This window comes from Streptomyces luteolifulvus (genome assembly GCF_008806595.1).
GTDB lineage: Bacteria > Actinomycetota > Actinomycetes > Streptomycetales > Streptomycetaceae > Streptomyces > Streptomyces luteolifulvus.
Map to the genome: position 1 here is coordinate 238,602 of NZ_VZRB01000007.1, position 17,416 is coordinate 256,017.

Sequence of the window (17,416 nt, forward strand, 5' to 3'; positions counted from 1 at the left end):
CCGCCAACGCAGCCCCTCAGACCTCCGGAGGCCGCGGCCTCCCCCGCCCCACCTGCGTCCGCACCGCGCCGATGCTCGCTGCGATGACCAGCGCGATCGCGGCGGCCTGCACCGCGGACAGCGCCTGGTCGAGGATCAGGAAGCCGGCCGTCGCGGCGAGGGCCGGTTCCAGGCTCATCAGGATGGCGAAGGTGGAGGCGGGCAGGCGGCGCAGGGCGAGGAGTTCGAGGGTGTAGGGGAGGACGGAGGAGAGGACCGCCACCGCCGAGCCCAGGGCGATCGTCGTCGGGTCGATGAGCTTCGCTCCCGACTCGGCGATGCCGAGCGGCAGCATGAGCAGCGCCCCGATCGCCATCGCCAGCGCGAGCCCGTCGGCCTGCGGGAACCGTCGGCCCGTGCGGGCGCTGAAGACGATGTACGCCGCCCACATGGCGCCCGCGCCCAGGGCGAAGGCGACTCCGATCGGGTCGAGGTCGCCGAAGCCTCCCCCGCTGAGGAGGAAGACGCCGGCGAGGGCGAGTGAGGCCCATACCAAGTTGATCGCGCGGCGGGAGGCGAGGACCGACAGGGCCAGGGGGCCGAGGACTTCGAGGGTGACCGCGGGGCCGAGCGGGATGCGGTCCACGGCCTGGTAGAACAGGCCGTTCATCGCGCCCATCGTGACACCGAAGACGATCACCGTGCCCCAGTCGGTGCGGGAGTGTCCGCGCAGCCGGGGGCGGCAGATCACGAGCAGCACCACGGCCGCCGCCATCAGCCGCAGGGTCACCACGCCGAGGGCTCCGGCCCTCGGCATCAGGGTCACGGCGAGCGCCGCGCCGAACTGGACCGAGATGCCGCCGGCCAGCACCAGCCCGACGGGACCGAGGGAACCCCGGCGACGCGAGGTACCCATGGGTGCGAGGTCGGGCTCAGTGGCTGAGGTGGCGGCGCTGGGCGTGGTCACGGGGCGGTCCAGGTGGCTCGGGTCAGGATTCGTTCATCGCGATGTACTGCCGAGTCCAGGGTAATAGACTTCAACAGGTGTGTGAACCCTTTTTGCAGCTGTCCCAGATGGTGGGGCGCCGCCGCGGCTAACGGCGTGCCATGTACAGGTCCAGCGCCTTGTGGAGCAGTTTGTTCAGCGGGAAGTCCCACTCCCCGAGGTATTCGACGGCCTCTCCGCCCGCGCCCACCTTGAACCGCAGCAGGCCCAGCAGATGGTTCGACTCCTCCAGTGTGTCGGTGATGCCCCGGAAGTCGTAGACGGCGGCGCCGAGTTCATGGGCGTCCGTCATCATCCGCCACTGCATGGCGTTGCTGGGCTGGACCTCGCGCCGGCGGCCGGTGGACGCGCCGTAGGAGTACCAGACATGGTCGCCGACGGTCAGCATCGTGGCCGCGGCGAGGACGTCGCCGTCGTGGCGTGCGAGGTAGAGCCGCATACGGTCGGGGTCCTCGGCGGTGAGCGCGGTCCACATCCGCTGGAAGTAGGGCAGCGGGCGCGGGATGAAACGGTCGCGCTCGGCCGTCTCGGCGTACAGCTCGTAGAAGGCGGGCAGGTCCTCGTGGCCGCCGCGGACGATCTGCACGCCCGCCTTCTCCGCCTTCTTGATGTTGCGCCGCCACTGCTGGTTGAGCCCGTGCCGGATGTCCTCCAGCGACCGTCCGGCGAACGGCACCTGGCAGACGTACCGGGGCTGTCCCACGGCGAAGCCGTCCTCGCCGCCCGGCTCGCTCTGCCGCCAGCCCGCGCCCCGCAGCCGGTCGGCGACCGCGGCGGCGGCCGGCTCGTACGAGGTCGGCTCCACGTCCCGCAGGCGCCGCGCCTCCGGGTCGGCGATCGCCGCCTTGACCGCCTCGGGGCTCCAGCGGCGTACGACGACGGGCGGGCCCATCTTCACCGAGAAGGCACCCCGTCCCTTGAGGTACGCGAGCATCGGCTCCAGCCAGCGGCCGAGGTCCGGGTCGGACCAGTCGATCAGCGGGCCCTCGGGCAGATACGCGAGGTACCTCTTCAGTCTCGGCAGCGGCCGGAGCAGCACCAGGCCCGCCCCGACCGGCGTCCCGCCCTCGTCGAACCACCCGAGGCTCTCCGCCCGCCAGTCCGGCTTCACATCGCCCCAGGACGGAACCTGCATGGGGCTGGCGGACGGGCGGGCCGCGACGAACGCCAGATGCTCCTCGCGGGAGATGGGCCTCAGACGGAGGGTCATGGGCGGGCTCCTTGCAGTGGATGATCTTGTCAGCGTAGGCCGTCAGCCCCGGCCGTCCTTGGATTCCGAGGCGTCCAGTCCCTCCGCCAGCACCTCCGCCAGATGCCTCCCCCGCACCCCCGCCAGCTGCTCCAGCTGGGTACGGCAGGAGTAGCCGTCCGCCAGGACCGCCGTCCCGTTCGCCGCGCCCCGTACCGACGGCAGCAGCTGGTCCTCCGCGCAGGCCCTGGACACCTCGAAGTGCCCTTTCTCGAAGCCGAAGTTGCCCGCCAGGCCGCAGCAGCCGCCGCTCAGCTCGCCGGTCAGGCCCGCCGCCTCGCGCAGGCGGCGGTCGGCCGCGTCGCCCAGGACCGCGTGCTGATGGCAATGCGTCTGGCCGACGACCGGACGGTTCAGCGAGGGCGGCGCCCAGTCGGGAGCCAGCCGCTCCAGCGCCTGAGCGAACGTGAGGACCCGCGCGGCGAGGCGGGCCGCGCGCGGGTCGTCGTGCAGCAGCTCGGGCAGGTCCGTGCGGAGGGCGGCGGCGCAGCTGGGCTCCAGGACGACGACCGGGACATCGGTCTCCAGCAGCGGCGCCATCAGATCGAGGGTGCGGCGCATCACCGTACGGGCATGGTCGAGCTGGCCCGTGGAGACGTACGTCAGCCCGCAGCAGACCCGGCCGCGGCGCGCCCTCAGCGGGTTGAAGCGGACCGATGTGCCGTCCGATGAGGTCCCCATCCGCAGCGTCGGCGGGAGGACCGCCGCGATGCCCGCCGCCTCCAGCACCCGCACGGCCGCCTGCCCCACGGACGGCGACAGATGCTCGGTGAAGGTGTCCGGCCACAGCAGCACGGTCGCGCGCGGCCCGTCACCGAACGGCCGCCGCCCCTCCACCGCGAGCCGCCGCATCTGCTCGGCGAGCCTCCTCCCCCACCACCGGCTGAACGTCTCCCCCGCCACCTCCGGAATCTCCCGCGCGGGATCGATCCCGCCGAGCGTCTTCGCCGCCCGCGCGAACAGCCGTACCGAAGCGAGCGCGTTGACCATCCGCCCCGCGCGCAGCCGCGCCACCCAGCGCAGCCACACCGGCAGCCGGCCCATCGTGTAATGGGCGGCCGGGCGACGCCGTCCCGCGTAGTGGTGGTGCAGGAACTCCGCCTTGTACGTGGCCATGTCGACCTCGACCGGACAGTCGGACCGGCAGCCCTTGCAGGACAGGCACAGGTCCAGTGCGTCCCGGACCTCGGCCGACCGCCAGCCGTCCGTCACCAGCTCGCCCGCGAGCATCTCGTGCAGCAGCCGGGCCCGTCCGCGCGTGGAGTGCTCCTCCTCACCGGTCGCCCGGAAGGAGGGGCACATCACCGCCGGGCCGGACACCGACGTCGTACGGCATTTCGCCACCCCCACACAGCGGCGCACCGCCGCCGAGAAGTCCCCGCCGTCCTCCGGGTAGCCGAAGGCGACGGCCACGGGTTCGCGGGGCAGGACGGAGAAGCGGAGGTTGGTGTCGAGGGGCGCGGGGCGCACCAGCATCCCGGGGTTGAGCAGGTCGTCCGGGTCCCAGACCCCCTTGGCCCGCTCGAAGAGGGCCACCGTCTGCGCGCCGTACATCCTGGGCAGCAGTTCGGCGCGCGCCTGCCCGTCCCCGTGCTCCCCGGACAGTGAACCGCCGTGCGAGACGACCAGGTCGGCGAGCTCCTCCGAGAAGCGCCGGAAGCGGGCGATCCCCGCCGGTGTCATCAGGTCGAAGTCGATACGGACGTGGATGCAGCCGTCCCCGAAGTGACCGTACGGCGTGCCGCGCAGACCGTGAGCGGCCATCAGCCCCCTGAACTCGCGCAGATACGCGCCCAGCCGGGCCGGCGGCACCGCGCAGTCCTCCCAGCCGGGCCACGCCTCCGTGCCGTCCGGCATCCGGGTCGCCGTACCGCTCGCGTCCTCGCGGATGCGCCACAGCGCCCGCTGCCCGGCCGGATCGGTCACCACCAGCGAGTCGACGACATCGGCCGCCCGCACGACCGCCTCCGCACGCGCGCGTGCCTCCGCCGCCGTAGCGCCGCCGGTCTCCACGAACAGCCAGGCCCCGCCCCTCGGCAGCACGGCCGCGGACGGCACCAGATCCGCGGCCATCCCCTCCACCGTGAGCGGCCCGTGCGGCAGCAGTCCGGCCGCGGCCTCGGCCGCCGCGCTCTCGTCGGGGTACGCCAGCACGGCGAGCGCACGCGCGCGGGGTGCCTCGACCAGTCGTACGACGGCCTCCGTCAGCACGCCCAGCGTGCCCTCCGCACCGCAGAAGGAGCGGGCCACATCGGCACCCCGCTCCGGCAGCAGGGCGTCCAGCGCATAGCCGGAGATACGGCGGGGCAGCCCGGGAAAGCCGGTGCGCAGCAGCGCCAGCTCGCCCTCCACCAGTTCCCGCAGGCCGCCCGGCGCCCCGGCCCAGCCCCGCCCGAGCCGCAGCCGCTCCCCGCGGGCGGTGACCACCGACAGCTCGCGCACGCTGTCCGCCGTCGTCCCCCAGGCCACCGAGTGGGAGCCGCACGCGTTGTTGCCGATCATCCCTCCGAGCGTGCAGCGGCTGTGGGTGGAGGGGTCCGGGCCGAAGAGGAGCCCATGCGGGTCGGCGGCCTCCTGGAGGCGGTCGAGGACGAGGCCCGGCTCGACGACGGCGGTGCGCGCCTCGGGGTCGAGGGACAGCACGCGGTTCATATGGCGGGTGAAGTCCAGCACCACACCCGTGCCGGTCGCCTGGCCGGCGATCGACGTACCCCCGCCGCGCGCCACGACCGGCACACCGCGCGCCCGGCACACCTCCAGTACGGCCGCCACGTCGTCCGCGTCCTTCGGCGCGACGACCCCCAGCGGGACACGCCGGTAGTTGGACGCGTCCATGGTGGTCAGCGCCCTGGAGGTGATGTCGAAGCCGACGTCACCCCGGACGACCCTGCGTACCTCCGCCTCGAGATCCGTCATGCGTTCAGCAAACCAGCCGTGAGAAACCCCGTCTCACCGGACGGACTATGTTTTGGACAGGTTTCCCCAGCGGCTACGCTCGCCTCGTGGCTGAGATCCAGATTCCTGCTGACATCAAGCCCGCGGACGGTCGTTTCGGCGCGGGTCCCTCCAAGGTGCGGACGGAAGCGCTGGACGCGCTGGCCGCCACCGGCACCTCCCTGCTCGGCACCTCCCACCGCCAGGCCCCGGTCAAGAACCTGGTCGGCAAGGTCCGTGAGGGCATCTCCGAGCTGTTCTCCCTCCCCGAGGGCTACGAGGTCGTCCTCGGCAACGGCGGCTCCACCGCCTTCTGGGACATCGCGACGCACGGCCTGATCGACAACAAGTCGCAGCACCTCAGCTTCGGCGAGTTCAGCTCCAAGTTCGCCAAGGCCGCCAAGCTGGCCCCCTGGCTGGCCGAGCCCACCGTGATCGCCTCCGACCCCGGCACACACCCGGAGCCGCAGGCCGAGGCGGGCGTCGACGTCTACGCCTTCACCCACAACGAGACCTCCACCGGTGTCGCCACCCCGATCAAGCGGGTGCCGGGCGCCGACGAGGGCGCCCTCGTCCTGGTGGACGCCACCTCCGGCGCCGGCGGTCTCCCGGTCGACATCGCCGAGACGGACGTCTACTACTTCGCCCCGCAGAAGTCCTTCGCCTCCGACGGCGGCCTGTGGATCGGCGTCTTCTCCCCGGCGGCGATCGAGCGCGCCGAGCGCGTCCACGCGTCCGGCCGCCACGTCCCGGAGTTCTTCTCGCTCCCGACGGCGATCGACAACTCCCGCAAGAACCAGACGTACAACACGCCCGCGCTGGCCACCCTGTTCCTGCTGAACGAGCAGCTGGAGTGGTTCAACGGCCAGGGCGGCCTCGCCTGGTCCACGGCCCGCACGAAGGACTCCTCGACCCGCCTGTACGGCTGGGCGGAGGAGAGCAAGTACGCGACCCCGTTCGTCGCCGACCCGGCCAAGCGCTCCCAGGTCATCGGCACGATCGACTTCGCCGACGAGATCGACGCCGCCGCGGTCGCCAAGGTCCTGCGCGCCAACGGCATCGTCGACACCGAGCCCTACCGCAAGCTCGGCCGCAACCAGCTCCGTATCGCGATGTTCCCGTCGGTCGACCCGGCGGACGTCGAGGCGCTGACGAAGTGCGTCGACTACGTGATCGAGAGGCTGTAGTCCTCTCCGGTACGACGGTGAAGGGCGCCCGGCGAACACCGGGCGCCCCTTCTTCGTCCGCACGTCAGGAGCGGCGGAACAGCCGCCGCAGGCCGAACACGGCCGCGAAGGCAACCGCCACGGCGAGAGCACCGACCTTGTAGCCGTCGCTGCCGCCGTCGCTCGCCGAGTCCGCGGAACTCCCGTTCCCCGAGGGCGACTTGGATCCGCCGGCGCCGCTGTCGCCGGGCGCGTCCTCCGCCTCCACCGCGCTGTCCGCGCCCTCGCTGCCGAGCATCAGCTTCGTGCCGTCGGCGGAGTAGCTGACGGACTCCCCCTGCCCCAGGGGCACGCTGAGCCGGCCCTTCCGCTTGATCTTGCCGCCGTTCCAGTCGTACCAGATGCCGCCGAAGTAGCCCCGTACGGCCAACTGCTTGCCGTCCGGGGAGAACGCGGCGTCCGTGGCCCACAGGTCGACGGGGGCGACCGGCTTGAAGACGTTCGTGCCGGAGGGGGAGAGGGTCGCGGGCCCCTCGTAGAGATGCCCGCCGTCCTCGTTCTTGTCGATGATGTAGACGCGCCCGGTCCTGGGGTGCACGACCAGCGACTCGGCGTCCCGGGCCCCGTCGGAGTACTTCACCACGTACTGCGTGGCCCGGATCGATTGGTCCTTGAGCTCCTTGGGCTCCGTCAGCCGGTAGACCCACACGTAGGCCCAGCTGCCGCCGAGATTGTCGCCGATGTCACCGACATAGATCTGGTTGTCCGGCCCGATGGAGATCGCCTCGACGTCGCGCGGGGTGCCCACGCCGGTGAGGGTGATCCGGGCGACCGTCTCGCCGGTGGCGCTGTCGACGGCGTAGAGGTACGGGCCGTCGTCGCTGTCGTTGTGCGTCCAGTAGATGCCCGGGTGGAGACGCGAGGCGGCCAGCCCGCTGGACTCGGTGATACGGGGGTCGGAGATGGTGAACCCCTCGTCTCCGTCCGCGGCGGCGGTGGCGGCGGCCGGCAGGGCGAGCACACCGGCGAGGAGGCCCGCGACAAGGAACGCAAAAGAGCGACGCATGCCCCCAAGCCTGCCATCCCCGCCGTGCGTTCAGCGGGCGTGGCAGGCCTCACACCCCGCCCCCCGCGCTGATCGTCCATCATGAGCGGATGCTCAGGTTCATGCCCGTCGGCGACTCCATGACGATCGGAAGCGCGGGCGAACACACATGGCGTTACCGAATGTGGCAGCACCTGCGCGAGACGTACGGCGGCCCGTTCGCCCTCGTCGGCCCGCGCGAGACGCTGTACGACAAGGCGACGGACACCCCCACCTCGTACGAGTACGCCGACCCCGGCTTCCCGCGCGCCCACCTCGCGGGGTGGGGCGAGGGCTGGCTGCACATGGCCCCGCTGATCGGCGAGGCGGTCCGGGCGCACCGGGCCGACATCCTCCTGGTCTCCCTCGGCCTGATCGACCTGGGCTTCTACACGAACGCCGAGCAGACGGCCGACAACGCACGGAGCTTCGTCGCACAGGCGCGGGCGGCCAACCCGCGCATGCGCTTGGTGCTGCTGCCGGTGATCCCGAACGTACGCGCCGAGTCGGACACCGCCTTCGCCGCGCAGGTCGCCCGCTTCAACGAACTGCTCGCCAAGACGGCGGCGGACCTGGACGAACGCCGGTCGCCCCTGCTGCTGGCGTCGCCGCCGGAGTCGTACGACATCCACCGGGACACCTACGACGGAACGCATCCCAACGCGCGCGGCGAACACAAGATCGCGGCGGCTTTCGCGGACGCGATGCACCAGGCATGGGACCTGGGCGAGCCGTACGCCGCGGTCTGATCCGGTTCCGTAAAGCCGCTTGCATAGAGCGCACTTCAAGCCGTTGGCTTGAGGACCATGGAGTACACGCAGCTCGGACGCACCGGACTCAAGGTCAGCCGACTCGTCCTCGGCACCATGAACTTCGGCCCGCAGACCGACGAGGCCGACAGCCACTCGATCATGGACGCGGCGCTGGACGCGGGCATCAACTACGTCGACACCGCCAACGTGTACGGCTGGGGAGAGAACAAGGGCCGTACCGAGAGCATCATCGGCAACTGGTTCGCCAAGGGGGGCGAGCGGCGCGACAAGGTGGTGCTCGCCACCAAGGTCTACGGCAACATGGCCGGGGACGGCGCCCCCGCCTGGCCGAACCACGACAAGCTCTCCGCGCTCAACATCCGGCGGGCCGTCGACGCCTCGCTGCAGCGGCTGCGGACGGACCGCATCGACGTCTACCAGTTCCATCACATCGACCGCGCCACTCCCTTCGAGGAGATCTGGCAGGCGATCGACGTGCTCGTGCAGCAGGGGAAGATCCTCTACGTGGGGTCCAGCAACTTCCCCGGCTACAAGATCGCCCAGGCCAACGAGGTCGCCGCCAGGCGAGGCGGCACCATCGGACTCGTCAGCGAGCAGTGCCTCTACAACCTGGCCGAGCGCCGCGCCGAGATGGAGGTCATCCCGGCCGCTCAGGAGTACGGCCTCGGCGTCATCCCCTGGTCACCGCTGCACGGCGGACTGCTCGGCGGGGTGATCAAGAAGGAGGCCGAGGGCGGCCGCCGCGCCTCCGGCCGGGCCGCGGACACCCTGGCCGACCCCACCGCACGCGCCCGGATCCAGGCGTACGAGGACCTGCTGGACAAGCACGGCCTGGAGCCCGGCGAGGCAGCGCTGGCCTGGCTGCTCACCCGCCCCGGAGTGACGGGCCCGATCATCGGCCCCCGCACCGCGGACCAGCTGGAGTCGGCGATCCGGGCGGTCGACCTGGACCTGAACGAGGAACTGCTGGCAGCCCTGGACGAGATCTTCCCGGGCCCGGGCCCGTCCCCGGAGGCCTTCGCCTGGTAACACCGTGAGGGCAAGCGCCCCTGAGGGGCGCGGGGCCCTGTCGATATGCGGCTCCGCCGCGTGGGCACGACAAGCCACATACGGCCCGCACCCGGCGAAACCGCGCAGTCCCCCGCCGCTCTCCGCGCAGCGCTACCTACCGAGCGCAGCGGCCAGCGCAACAACGACGAACAGAAGAACAAGCGCACCGGCCATGATCCGGTTCCGGGTTTTCGGGTCCACGTACCCGAGACTAACCGCCCGTCCCGAGGGCCCGGCGGGCGACCGCCTCGTAATGGGGCTGCTCCCCCGCCACCCCGGACCTCGGCAGACTGCTGCGCATCAGCACCAGCTCCGACACCGTCCACGCCCGGCTGGTGAACGCGTGAAGCGCGTCGACGTACGCCCGTACGTCGACCGCGTCCCTGCTGCGGGCCACCGTCAGATGCGCCTTGTACCGGCGGTGGTCCCCCATGGACACACCCGCCTTGCGCCCTGCCGCCTCCGCGCGGCCGGCCAGCAGACGCATCGCCGGTACGTCGCCGTCCGCGCCGACCCACAGCGCACGGCCCCGCCCGAACTGTCCGCCATCCCGCAGCGCCAGCCGGAAGGGCTCCGTCCGGTGGGCCGCGCGTTCCAGCCGCTCCGACAGGTCCGGTACGAGGCCGTCGTCGACCTCGCCGTAGAACGCGAGCGTGAAGTGCCAGCCGGGGCGGTCGGTCCAGCGCAGCCCGTCCGCCCCGGGCAGCCTCTTCAACGCGGCCACTTCGGCGTCGAGTTCCCTGTTCACGGCTTCGGGGGGCAGCACGGCGGCGAAGAGTCTCATGGGGCCAGTCTGCCCGCCGTGCCCCTCGCGTCCGGGCGTGTCCTGGTCACCGTGCGTATCGTTGTACTGCGCGGCTGCACTCGTCGACAGGGCGGCCGGGGAGGAGCGCCACGATGACCGTCGTAGACGACAGGATCGCCATGGCCGACGCCAACACCAAGCGCTTGGACGAGTGGTTCGAGCGGCTTGAACGGATGCCCGTCCCCGAAGGATTCAGGGTCGAGATCGTCGGGGGCAACATCTACATGACGCCGCAACGGGACACCCACTGGGAGATCATTCGCCGGATCGTACGGGTCGTCGAGGACAGGTTCGGCATGGACGTCAAGGTCCTCTCGGACGTACGCATCGACTTCCCCGGCCACGAGAACGGCTTCTGCCCGGACGTGGCCATGCTCAGCGCCTCCGCCGCGAAGGACGACGAGGGTCGTTGGCGCCATGAGGACGTCGAGTTCGTCGCCGAGGTCATCTCCCGGGGCACGGCCGCCAACGACTACGGCCCCAAAAGGACCGCGTACGCGCTGGCCGAGGTCCCCGTGTACCTCATCGTCGACCCCTATCAGGGCGAGTGCCGTCTCCACGTCCACCCCAGAGACGGCGCCTACGCGATCGAGACGAAGATCTCCTTCGGGGAAGCCGTGGATCTCACCGACACGGTGCTCGGCCTGACCCTCAAGACCCACGAGTTCCCCCGAGGCTGACCGGCCCGCCTGCTATGCCACCGCCGCCAGCTCCTCCTTCTCCCGCCGAACGAATCGCACCCGCGGGTGCCCGTGGTTCCAGACCACCGACAGCCGCAGGTTGCCGACGCGGGCCAGGATCAGGCCGATCGTGACCGCCGCGGCCGCCGCCACCGCGCCGCCGGCTGCGAGGCCCGCCCGGACGCCGTACGCGTCCGTGATCCAGCCGGCGATCGGCGCGCCCACCGGCGAGCCGCCGAGGAAGACCATCATGTAGAGGGCCATGACACGGCCGCGCATGGCCGGGTCGGTGGTCATCTGGATGCCGGTGTTCGCGGTGACGTTGACCGTCATGCCGAACATGCCGATCGGGACCATGATCAGGGCGAACAGCCAGAGGCTGGGCGCGGTCGCGGCCACCAGTTCCATCGCGCCGAAGGCCACCGCCGCCCCGATCAGCACCCGCATCCGGGAAGTGCCGCGGCGGGCCGCCAGCAGGGCGCCCGCCAGGGAGCCGATCGCCATCAGGGTGTTGAAGAGGCTGTAGGAGCCGGCGCCCGCGTGGAAGACGTCGTCGGCGAAGGCGGAGAGGTAGACGGGGAAGTTGAAGCCGAAGGTGCCGATGAACCCGACCAGGACGACGGTCCACAGGAGCTCGGGGCGGCCGGCGACGTAGTGCAGGCCCTCCCGCAGCTGTCCCTTGCCGCGCGGGGCGCGCTCGACGACGTGCAGGTCACGCGCGCGCATCAGCAGCAGACCGGCGATGGGGGCGACGAAGGACAGGCCGTTGAAGAGGAACGCCCAGCCCGTGCCGACGCCGGTGATCATCAGGCCGGCCACGGCGGGGCCGACCAGGCGGGCCGACTGGAAGTTCGCGGAGTTCAGGCTGACCGCGTTCTGCAGCTGGCCCGGGCCGACGAGCTCGGAGACGAAGGTCTGGCGGGCCGGGTTGTCGACGACGGTGGCGAGGCCGACCGCGAGGGCGGCGACGTACACGTGCCAGATCTGGACGCTGCCGGAGAGGGTGAGGACGGCGAGCGCGAGCGCGGTGAGGGCCATCGCCGCCTGGGTGACGAGCAGTACGGGGCGCTTGCGCAGCCGGTCGACCAGGACGCCGCCGTACAGACCGAAGAGCAGCATCGGGAGAAACTGCAGGGCCGTGGTGACGCCGACGGCGGTGGAGGAGCCGGTGAGGCTGAGGACCAGCCAGTCCTGGGCGATGCGCTGCATCCAGGTGCCGATGTTCGAGACGACCTGGCCCATGAAGAAGAGGCGGTAGTTCCGGATCTTCAGTGAGCTGAACATCGAGGAGTTGCGGCCGGTACCGGCGGTTCCGGCCGGTCGAGTGGTGGGCTGGGAGTCGTGGGCGGTCGGTGCGGGTGCGGAATCTGCTCCGGTTCCCGTACTCAAAGGGTTCGCCTCCCTACTTGTTGTTGCTTACAAATGTGCGAGCTTCTCCAGTACGGGGGCGGCGGCGCGGAGTTTCGCCCACTCGTCCTCGTCGAGGCCGTCGACCAGCGTGGCCAGGAAGGCGTTGCGCTTGCGGCGGCTCTCCTCGAGCATCGCCTCGGCCTGCTCCGTCTTGGTGACGACCTTCTGGCGCCGGTCCTCGGGATGCGGCTCCAGGCGGACCAGGCCCTTGGCTTCGAGCAGCGCCACGATCCGGGTCATCGACGGCGGCTGGACGTGCTCCTTGCGGGCGAGTTCGCCCGGGGTGGCCTGGCCGCACAGGGACAGCGTGCCCAGTACCGACATCTCGGTGGGGCTCAGCGACTCGTCGACCCGCTGGTGCTTGAGCCGACGGGAGAGCCGCATCACGGCGGAGCGGAGGGAGTTCACGGCGGCAGCGTCGTCGCCATGGGTGAGGTCCGGCATCTCTTTAGCGTAACTCATTACCCTCCCTAAACAAGCTGGGCCACGCCAGGATTCCCGTGACGCCCGCCACTGCAACGGATCATCACCCGTACGAGTGAGTCGGCTGCGGAAAGTGACGCGTGACGGGCAGCGGTCCGGCGACCCTCGTGTTCATGGGGACCAGCGTGCTCAGCCTGCGGATGGACGGGGAGCTGCTCGAACGGCTCCGGCACCGTGCGGAGAAGAGGGGAATGAGCGTCCAGGACTATGTCGTCCGGACGCTCATTCGCGATGACTTCGACGAGCGGTTCCAGGCCGCCGTCGAGGAGACGGAGAAGTTCTACGGGGTCACCTGAGCGGCTCGGGCGATCCCGCGGGGTCCCGCGGCGCGATCCGGCCGTCGCTCAGGTCAGGCCCAGCGCCGGCATCAGGTAGTAGAAGGCGAACACCGCCGAGACGACGTACATCGCGACCGGGATCTCCTTGGCGCGCCCGGCCGCCAGGCGCAGCACCACGAAGGTGATGAAGCCCATGCCGATGCCGTTGGTGATCGAGTAGGTGAACGGCATCATCACCATCGTGACGAAGGCCGGCATCGCGATCGTGTGGTCGGCCCAGTCGATCTCCTTGACCGAGCCGGCCAGGATCAGGAAGCCGACCGCGAGCAGGGCCGGGGTCGCCGCCTGGGACGGGACCATCGTGGCGACCGGCGTCAGGAAGAGGGCGACGGCGAACAGACCGCCGGTGACGAGGTTGGCGAAGCCGGTGCGGGCGCCCTCGCCGACGCCGGCCGTGGACTCCACGAAGGCCGTGGTGGCCGAGGAGGAGCTCGCGCCGCCCGCGGCGACGGCGAGACCGTCGACGAACAGCACCTTGTTGACGCCGGGCATCTGGCCCTGTGCGTCGGTGAGCCCGGCCTCGTCGCTGACGCCCATGATCGTGCCCATCGCGTCGAAGAAGCACGACAGCAGGACGGTGAAGACGAAGAGGACACCGGTCAGCAGGCCGACCTTGCCGAAGCCGCCGAGCAGGCTGACCTGGCCGACGAGGCCGAAGTCGGGGGTGGCGACGGGGTTGCCGGGCCACTGGGGGGCGGTGAGGCCCCAGCTCGGCACCTTCGCGACCGCGTCGATGACCACCGCGAGGACGGTCATCGTGACGATGGAGATGAGGATCGCGCCGGGCACCTTGCGCACGATGAGCGCGAGGGTGAGCAGCGCGCCCAGGACGAAGACGAGCACCGGCCAGCCGCTGAGGTGACCGTCACCGCCGAGCTGGAGCGGGACGGTGGTGTGGGCGGCATCCGGGATACGGGAGACGAAACCGGCGTCGACCAGGCCGATCAGCATGATGAACAGGCCGATGCCGATGGAGATCGCCTTGCGCAGTCCGAAGGGCACGGCGTTCATGACCCGCTCGCGCAGGCCGGTGGCGACGAGCAGCATCACGACGAAGCCGGCCAGGACCACCATGCCCATGGCGTCGGGCCAGGACATCCGCGGGGCCAGCTGGAGCGCGACGACCGAGTTCACACCGAGGCCGGCGGCCAGCGCGATCGGCACATTGCCGATGACACCCATGAGCAGTGTGGTGAACGCCGCTGTCACAGCTGTGGCGGTGACCAGCTGCCCGTTGTCGAGCTGGTGTCCGTAGATGTCCTTCGCACTGCCGAGAATGATCGGGTTCAGCACGATGATGTAGGCCATCGCGAAGAAGGTGGCGAATCCGCCACGGATCTCCCGGGGCAGTGTGCTGCCACGCTCGGAGATCTTGAAGTAGCGGTCGAGGGTGCCGTACGCCGACGCCTCACCCGGCTGTTCGGGCGCGGGGACCTTGGCGGGGGCCGAGGTGGACATGCAGGAACCTCATCACCAGCGCACTTTCCCCAGGCGCCGTCGGTGTTTCATGCGAACAGAAGCGGTCGAAAACAAACCGTTTCAGTATGAAGAGATGACCCCGGGAAAGCCATCTCCGCGCGTAGATCTGATCGCCTCGTAAGCTGTTCCCATGGCGAAGTGGACCCCCAAGCACGAGGCGCCGGAGCCCCTTGAGGGCCCCGTTGTCGCCACCATCACCGGCGGCACGATCGTCTGGTTCGTCCTCTTCCTGGTACAGCTCCCCTTCTACGGCTGGTTCGACGACCACGGCCACACCTGGTGGCTGTGGACCTGTCTGGCGGGCGGAGGCCTCGGACTGATCGGCATCTGGTACGTCCGCAAGCGCGACGCGGCGATCAAGAGGGCGGCGGCCGAGAGGCAGGCCGAGGGCGCCAAGGCCCCTGCCGCCGACTGACCGTCACGCCGTACAACCGCGGCACCACACAGGCCCGTTCCCCCTCATCCCCTGGTCGGATCTTCTGCCCACTCGGCGGGTGAAGCCGCACATCCGCACGTACCGTCGAATGCATGACGCACATCGACGCGGGCGCCGAACTCGATCCTGTGCACCCTGCCCCGGTCCGGGCGGTCGCCTCCACCGGGCTGACCGCCACCGAGGTCGCGGAACGGGTCGCGCGGGGCCGCGTCAACGATGTGCCGGTGCGCAGCAGCCGCTCCATGGGCGAGATCGTCCGCGCGAACGTCTTCACCCGCTTCAACGCGATCATCGGTGTGCTCTGGCTGATCATGCTGGTCGTCGCGCCGATCCAGGACAGCCTCTTCGGCTTCGTGATCATCGCCAACACCGGTATCGGCATCGTGCAGGAGTGGCGGGCGAAGAAGACCCTCGACTCGCTGGCCGTGATAGGCGAGGCCCGGCCCACGGTACGGCGGGACGGGGTCGCCTCCGCGGTCGCCACCTCCGAGATCGTGCTGGACGACCTGATCGAGATCGGGCCCGGGGACAAGGCCGTCGTCGACGGCGTGTGCATGGAGGCGGACGGGCTGGAGATCGACGAGTCACTGCTCACCGGCGAGGCCGACCCGGTCGTCAAGAAGCCCGGCGACCAGGTCATGTCCGGGAGTTTCGTCGTGGCGGGCTCAGGTGCCTTCCAGGCGACCAAGGTCGGACGCGAGGCCTACGCCGCCCAGCTCGCCGAGGAGGCCTCCCGCTTCACCCTCGTCCACTCCGAGCTGCGCTCCGGCATCTCCACGATCCTCAAGTACGTGACGTGGATGATGGTCCCGACCGCGATCGGCCTGATCATCAGCCAGCTCTTCGTCAAGAACAACGACCTCAAGGACTCCGTCGCCCGCACCGTCGGAGGCATCGTGCCCATGGTCCCCGAGGGGCTGGTGCTGCTCACCTCCGTCGCCTTCGCCATCGGCGTCATCCGGCTCGGCCGGAAACAGTGCCTCGTCCAGGAACTGCCCGCCATCGAGGGCCTCGCCCGCGTCGACACGGTCTGCCTCGACAAGACGGGCACCCTCACCGAGGGCGGCATGGACGTCACCGAACTGCGGTCCCTCGGCGGCAGCGACGAGACCTACGTACGGAAGGTCCTCGGCGCCCTCGGTGAGTCCGATCCGCGGCCGAACGCCTCCCTCCAGGCCATCATCGCCGCCTACCCGGACGCCGACGACTGGCGCTGCACCGAGTCCCTCCCCTTCTCCTCCGCCCGCAAGTACAGCGGCGCCGCCTTCAGCGAGGGCAACGGCGAGGCCAGCACCTGGCTGCTCGGGGCGCCGGACGTGCTGCTGGACACGGACGACCCCGCCCTCGCCGAGACCGAGCGGCTCAACGAACAGGGCCTCAGGGTGCTGCTGCTCTCCCGCGCCGCACGCGACCTCGACGATCCCGAGGTCGGCAAGGACGCCCGGCCCACCGCTCTCGTCGTACTGGAGCAGCGGCTGCGCCCCGACGCGGCCGACACCCTGCGCTACTTCGCCGAACAGAACGTCCACGCCAAGGTGATCTCCGGGGACAACGCGGTCTCCGTGGGCGCGGTGGCCTCGAAGCTCGGGCTGACCGGCAGCACCGTCGACGCGCGCCGGCTGCCCGGCGAACAGGACGACATGGGCAAGGCCCTGGACAAGGGCACGGTGTTCGGGCGGGTCACCCCGCAGCAGAAGCGGGACATGGTGGGCGCGCTTCAGTCACGCGGCCACACGGTCGCGATGACCGGCGACGGCGTGAACGACGTACTGGCGCTCAAGGACGCCGACATCGGGGTGTCCATGGGGTCGGGCTCCGAGGCGACCCGGGCCGTCGCGCAGATCGTGCTGCTCAACAACAGCTTCGCGACGCTTCCCTCGGTGGTCGCGGAGGGCCGGCGGGTCATCGGCAACATCACCCGGGTGGCCACGCTGTTCCTGGTGAAGACCGTGTACTCGGTACTGCTGGCGATCCTCGTGGTGTCCTGGCAGGTCGAGTACCCGTTCCTGCCGCGCCATCTGACCCTGCTGTCCACCCTCACCATCGGCGTCCCCGCGTTCTTCCTCGCCCTCGCCCCCAACAAGGAGCGGGCGAAACCCAACTTCGTACGACGGGTCATGCGCTACTCGGTGCCGGGTGGAGTGGTGGCCGGAGTGGCGACCTTCGTCACCTACCTGATCGCCCGTCACTACTACACCGGCAGCGGTGCGCTGGACGCGGAGACCAGCGTCGCCACGCTGACGCTGTTCCTGATCTCGATGTGGGTGCTGGCGATCATCGCCCGCCCCTACACCTGGTGGCGGATCGCCCTGGTGGCGTCGATGGGCGGGGCGTTTCTGCTGGTGCTGGTGGTGCCGTCGCTGCAGCACTTCTTCGCGCTGAAGCTGGTGGGGATGACGATGCCGTGGATCGCGGTCGGGATCTCGGTGGTGGCGGCGGTCGGCCTGGAGGTGGTGTGGAAGTGGGTCGACCGCCGCGGTGCCGCATAGCGCTCGGCTGCTCACCGGCCGGGGGCTGATGTCGTCGGTTCCCTGCGCGACCGCT

At 70.6% G+C, this 17,416-nt stretch carries 15 protein-coding genes; 7 read left to right on the top strand and 8 right to left on the bottom strand.

Annotated elements, in window-relative coordinates:
• Window positions 1–16: 16 nt before the first annotated feature.
• The 3 genes from F7R91_RS13180 to F7R91_RS13190 form a co-directional block, all read right to left on the bottom strand.
• Window positions 17–946 (bottom strand): EamA family transporter, encoded by a 930-nt coding sequence (locus F7R91_RS13180; RefSeq protein ID WP_408056029.1) that lies wholly within the window; start codon window positions 944–946, stop codon window positions 17–19.
• Between the two features lie 127 nt (window positions 947–1,073).
• On the bottom strand, window positions 1,074–2,195 hold the full coding sequence (locus F7R91_RS13185; protein ID WP_150947881.1) for a lipid II:glycine glycyltransferase FemX: 1,122 nt from the start codon (window positions 2,193–2,195) through the stop codon (window positions 1,074–1,076).
• A gap of 42 nt (window positions 2,196–2,237) precedes the next feature.
• Complete coding sequence (locus tag F7R91_RS13190) at window positions 2,238–5,150, bottom strand: FAD-binding and (Fe-S)-binding domain-containing protein (protein WP_150947883.1); 2,913 nt, start codon at window positions 5,148–5,150, stop codon at window positions 2,238–2,240.
• 86 nt (window positions 5,151–5,236) lie between these two features.
• On the opposite strand from F7R91_RS13190, the gene serC reads away from it, so the two are divergent.
• Window positions 5,237–6,355 (top strand): phosphoserine transaminase, encoded by a 1,119-nt coding sequence (gene serC / locus F7R91_RS13195; protein WP_150947885.1) that lies wholly within the window; start codon window positions 5,237–5,239, stop codon window positions 6,353–6,355.
• A 64-nt stretch (window positions 6,356–6,419) separates the two neighbouring features.
• Here the strand turns inward: serC and F7R91_RS13200 are convergent, their stop codons facing one another.
• Window positions 6,420–7,400, bottom strand: a complete 981-nt coding sequence (locus tag F7R91_RS13200; RefSeq protein ID WP_150947886.1) for a WD40 repeat domain-containing protein — start codon at window positions 7,398–7,400, stop codon at window positions 6,420–6,422.
• Window positions 7,401–7,489: 89 nt separating this feature from the next.
• On the opposite strand from F7R91_RS13200, the gene F7R91_RS13205 reads away from it, so the two are divergent.
• Together F7R91_RS13205 and F7R91_RS13210 are read left to right on the top strand one after the other, a co-directional pair.
• Window positions 7,490–8,167: an SGNH/GDSL hydrolase family protein gene (locus F7R91_RS13205; RefSeq protein ID WP_150947888.1), complete on the top strand. Its 678-nt coding sequence runs from the start codon at window positions 7,490–7,492 to the stop codon at window positions 8,165–8,167.
• A gap of 57 nt (window positions 8,168–8,224) precedes the next feature.
• Window positions 8,225–9,220: an aldo/keto reductase gene (locus tag F7R91_RS13210; RefSeq protein ID WP_150947890.1), complete on the top strand. Its 996-nt coding sequence runs from the start codon at window positions 8,225–8,227 to the stop codon at window positions 9,218–9,220.
• A gap of 232 nt (window positions 9,221–9,452) precedes the next feature.
• On the opposite strand, the gene thpR is transcribed toward F7R91_RS13210, so the two are convergent.
• A complete protein-coding gene (gene thpR, locus F7R91_RS13215; protein WP_150947892.1) occupies window positions 9,453–10,025 on the bottom strand; it encodes an RNA 2',3'-cyclic phosphodiesterase in 573 nt (190 codons plus the stop codon).
• A 113-nt stretch (window positions 10,026–10,138) separates the two neighbouring features.
• Between thpR and F7R91_RS13220 the strand changes: the two genes are divergently transcribed.
• Complete coding sequence (locus F7R91_RS13220) at window positions 10,139–10,726, top strand: Uma2 family endonuclease (RefSeq protein ID WP_150947894.1); 588 nt, start codon at window positions 10,139–10,141, stop codon at window positions 10,724–10,726.
• A 12-nt stretch (window positions 10,727–10,738) separates the two neighbouring features.
• On the opposite strand, the gene F7R91_RS13225 is transcribed toward F7R91_RS13220, so the two are convergent.
• Together F7R91_RS13225 and F7R91_RS13230 are read right to left on the bottom strand one after the other, a co-directional pair.
• Window positions 10,739–12,115, bottom strand: coding sequence for an MFS transporter (locus F7R91_RS13225; protein WP_150947896.1), 1,377 nt, complete (start codon window positions 12,113–12,115; stop codon window positions 10,739–10,741).
• A gap of 27 nt (window positions 12,116–12,142) precedes the next feature.
• On the bottom strand, window positions 12,143–12,580 hold the full coding sequence (locus F7R91_RS13230; RefSeq protein WP_150947898.1) for a MarR family winged helix-turn-helix transcriptional regulator: 438 nt from the start codon (window positions 12,578–12,580) through the stop codon (window positions 12,143–12,145).
• Between the two features lie 152 nt (window positions 12,581–12,732).
• Here F7R91_RS13230 and F7R91_RS13235 point away from each other — a divergent pair, with 152 nt between their 5' ends.
• The gene (locus F7R91_RS13235; RefSeq protein WP_150947900.1) at window positions 12,733–12,915 is read left to right on the top strand and encodes a ribbon-helix-helix protein, CopG family; all 183 of its coding nucleotides are present in this window, start codon (window positions 12,733–12,735) and stop codon (window positions 12,913–12,915) included.
• 48 nt (window positions 12,916–12,963) lie between these two features.
• Here F7R91_RS13235 and F7R91_RS13240 read toward each other — a convergent pair whose 3' ends face one another.
• The gene (locus F7R91_RS13240) at window positions 12,964–14,415 is read right to left on the bottom strand and encodes an NCS2 family permease (protein WP_150947901.1); all 1,452 of its coding nucleotides are present in this window, start codon (window positions 14,413–14,415) and stop codon (window positions 12,964–12,966) included.
• 151 nt (window positions 14,416–14,566) lie between these two features.
• On the opposite strand from F7R91_RS13240, the gene F7R91_RS13245 reads away from it, so the two are divergent.
• Together F7R91_RS13245 and F7R91_RS13250 are read left to right on the top strand one after the other, a co-directional pair.
• Entirely contained in the window at window positions 14,567–14,851 is a 285-nt protein-coding gene (locus tag F7R91_RS13245; protein WP_150947903.1) for a DUF2530 domain-containing protein, read from the top strand.
• Window positions 14,852–14,964: 113 nt separating this feature from the next.
• On the top strand, window positions 14,965–17,361 hold the full coding sequence (locus F7R91_RS13250) for a cation-translocating P-type ATPase (protein WP_150947905.1): 2,397 nt from the start codon (window positions 14,965–14,967) through the stop codon (window positions 17,359–17,361).
• The last annotated feature ends 55 nt before the right edge of the window (window positions 17,362–17,416 follow it).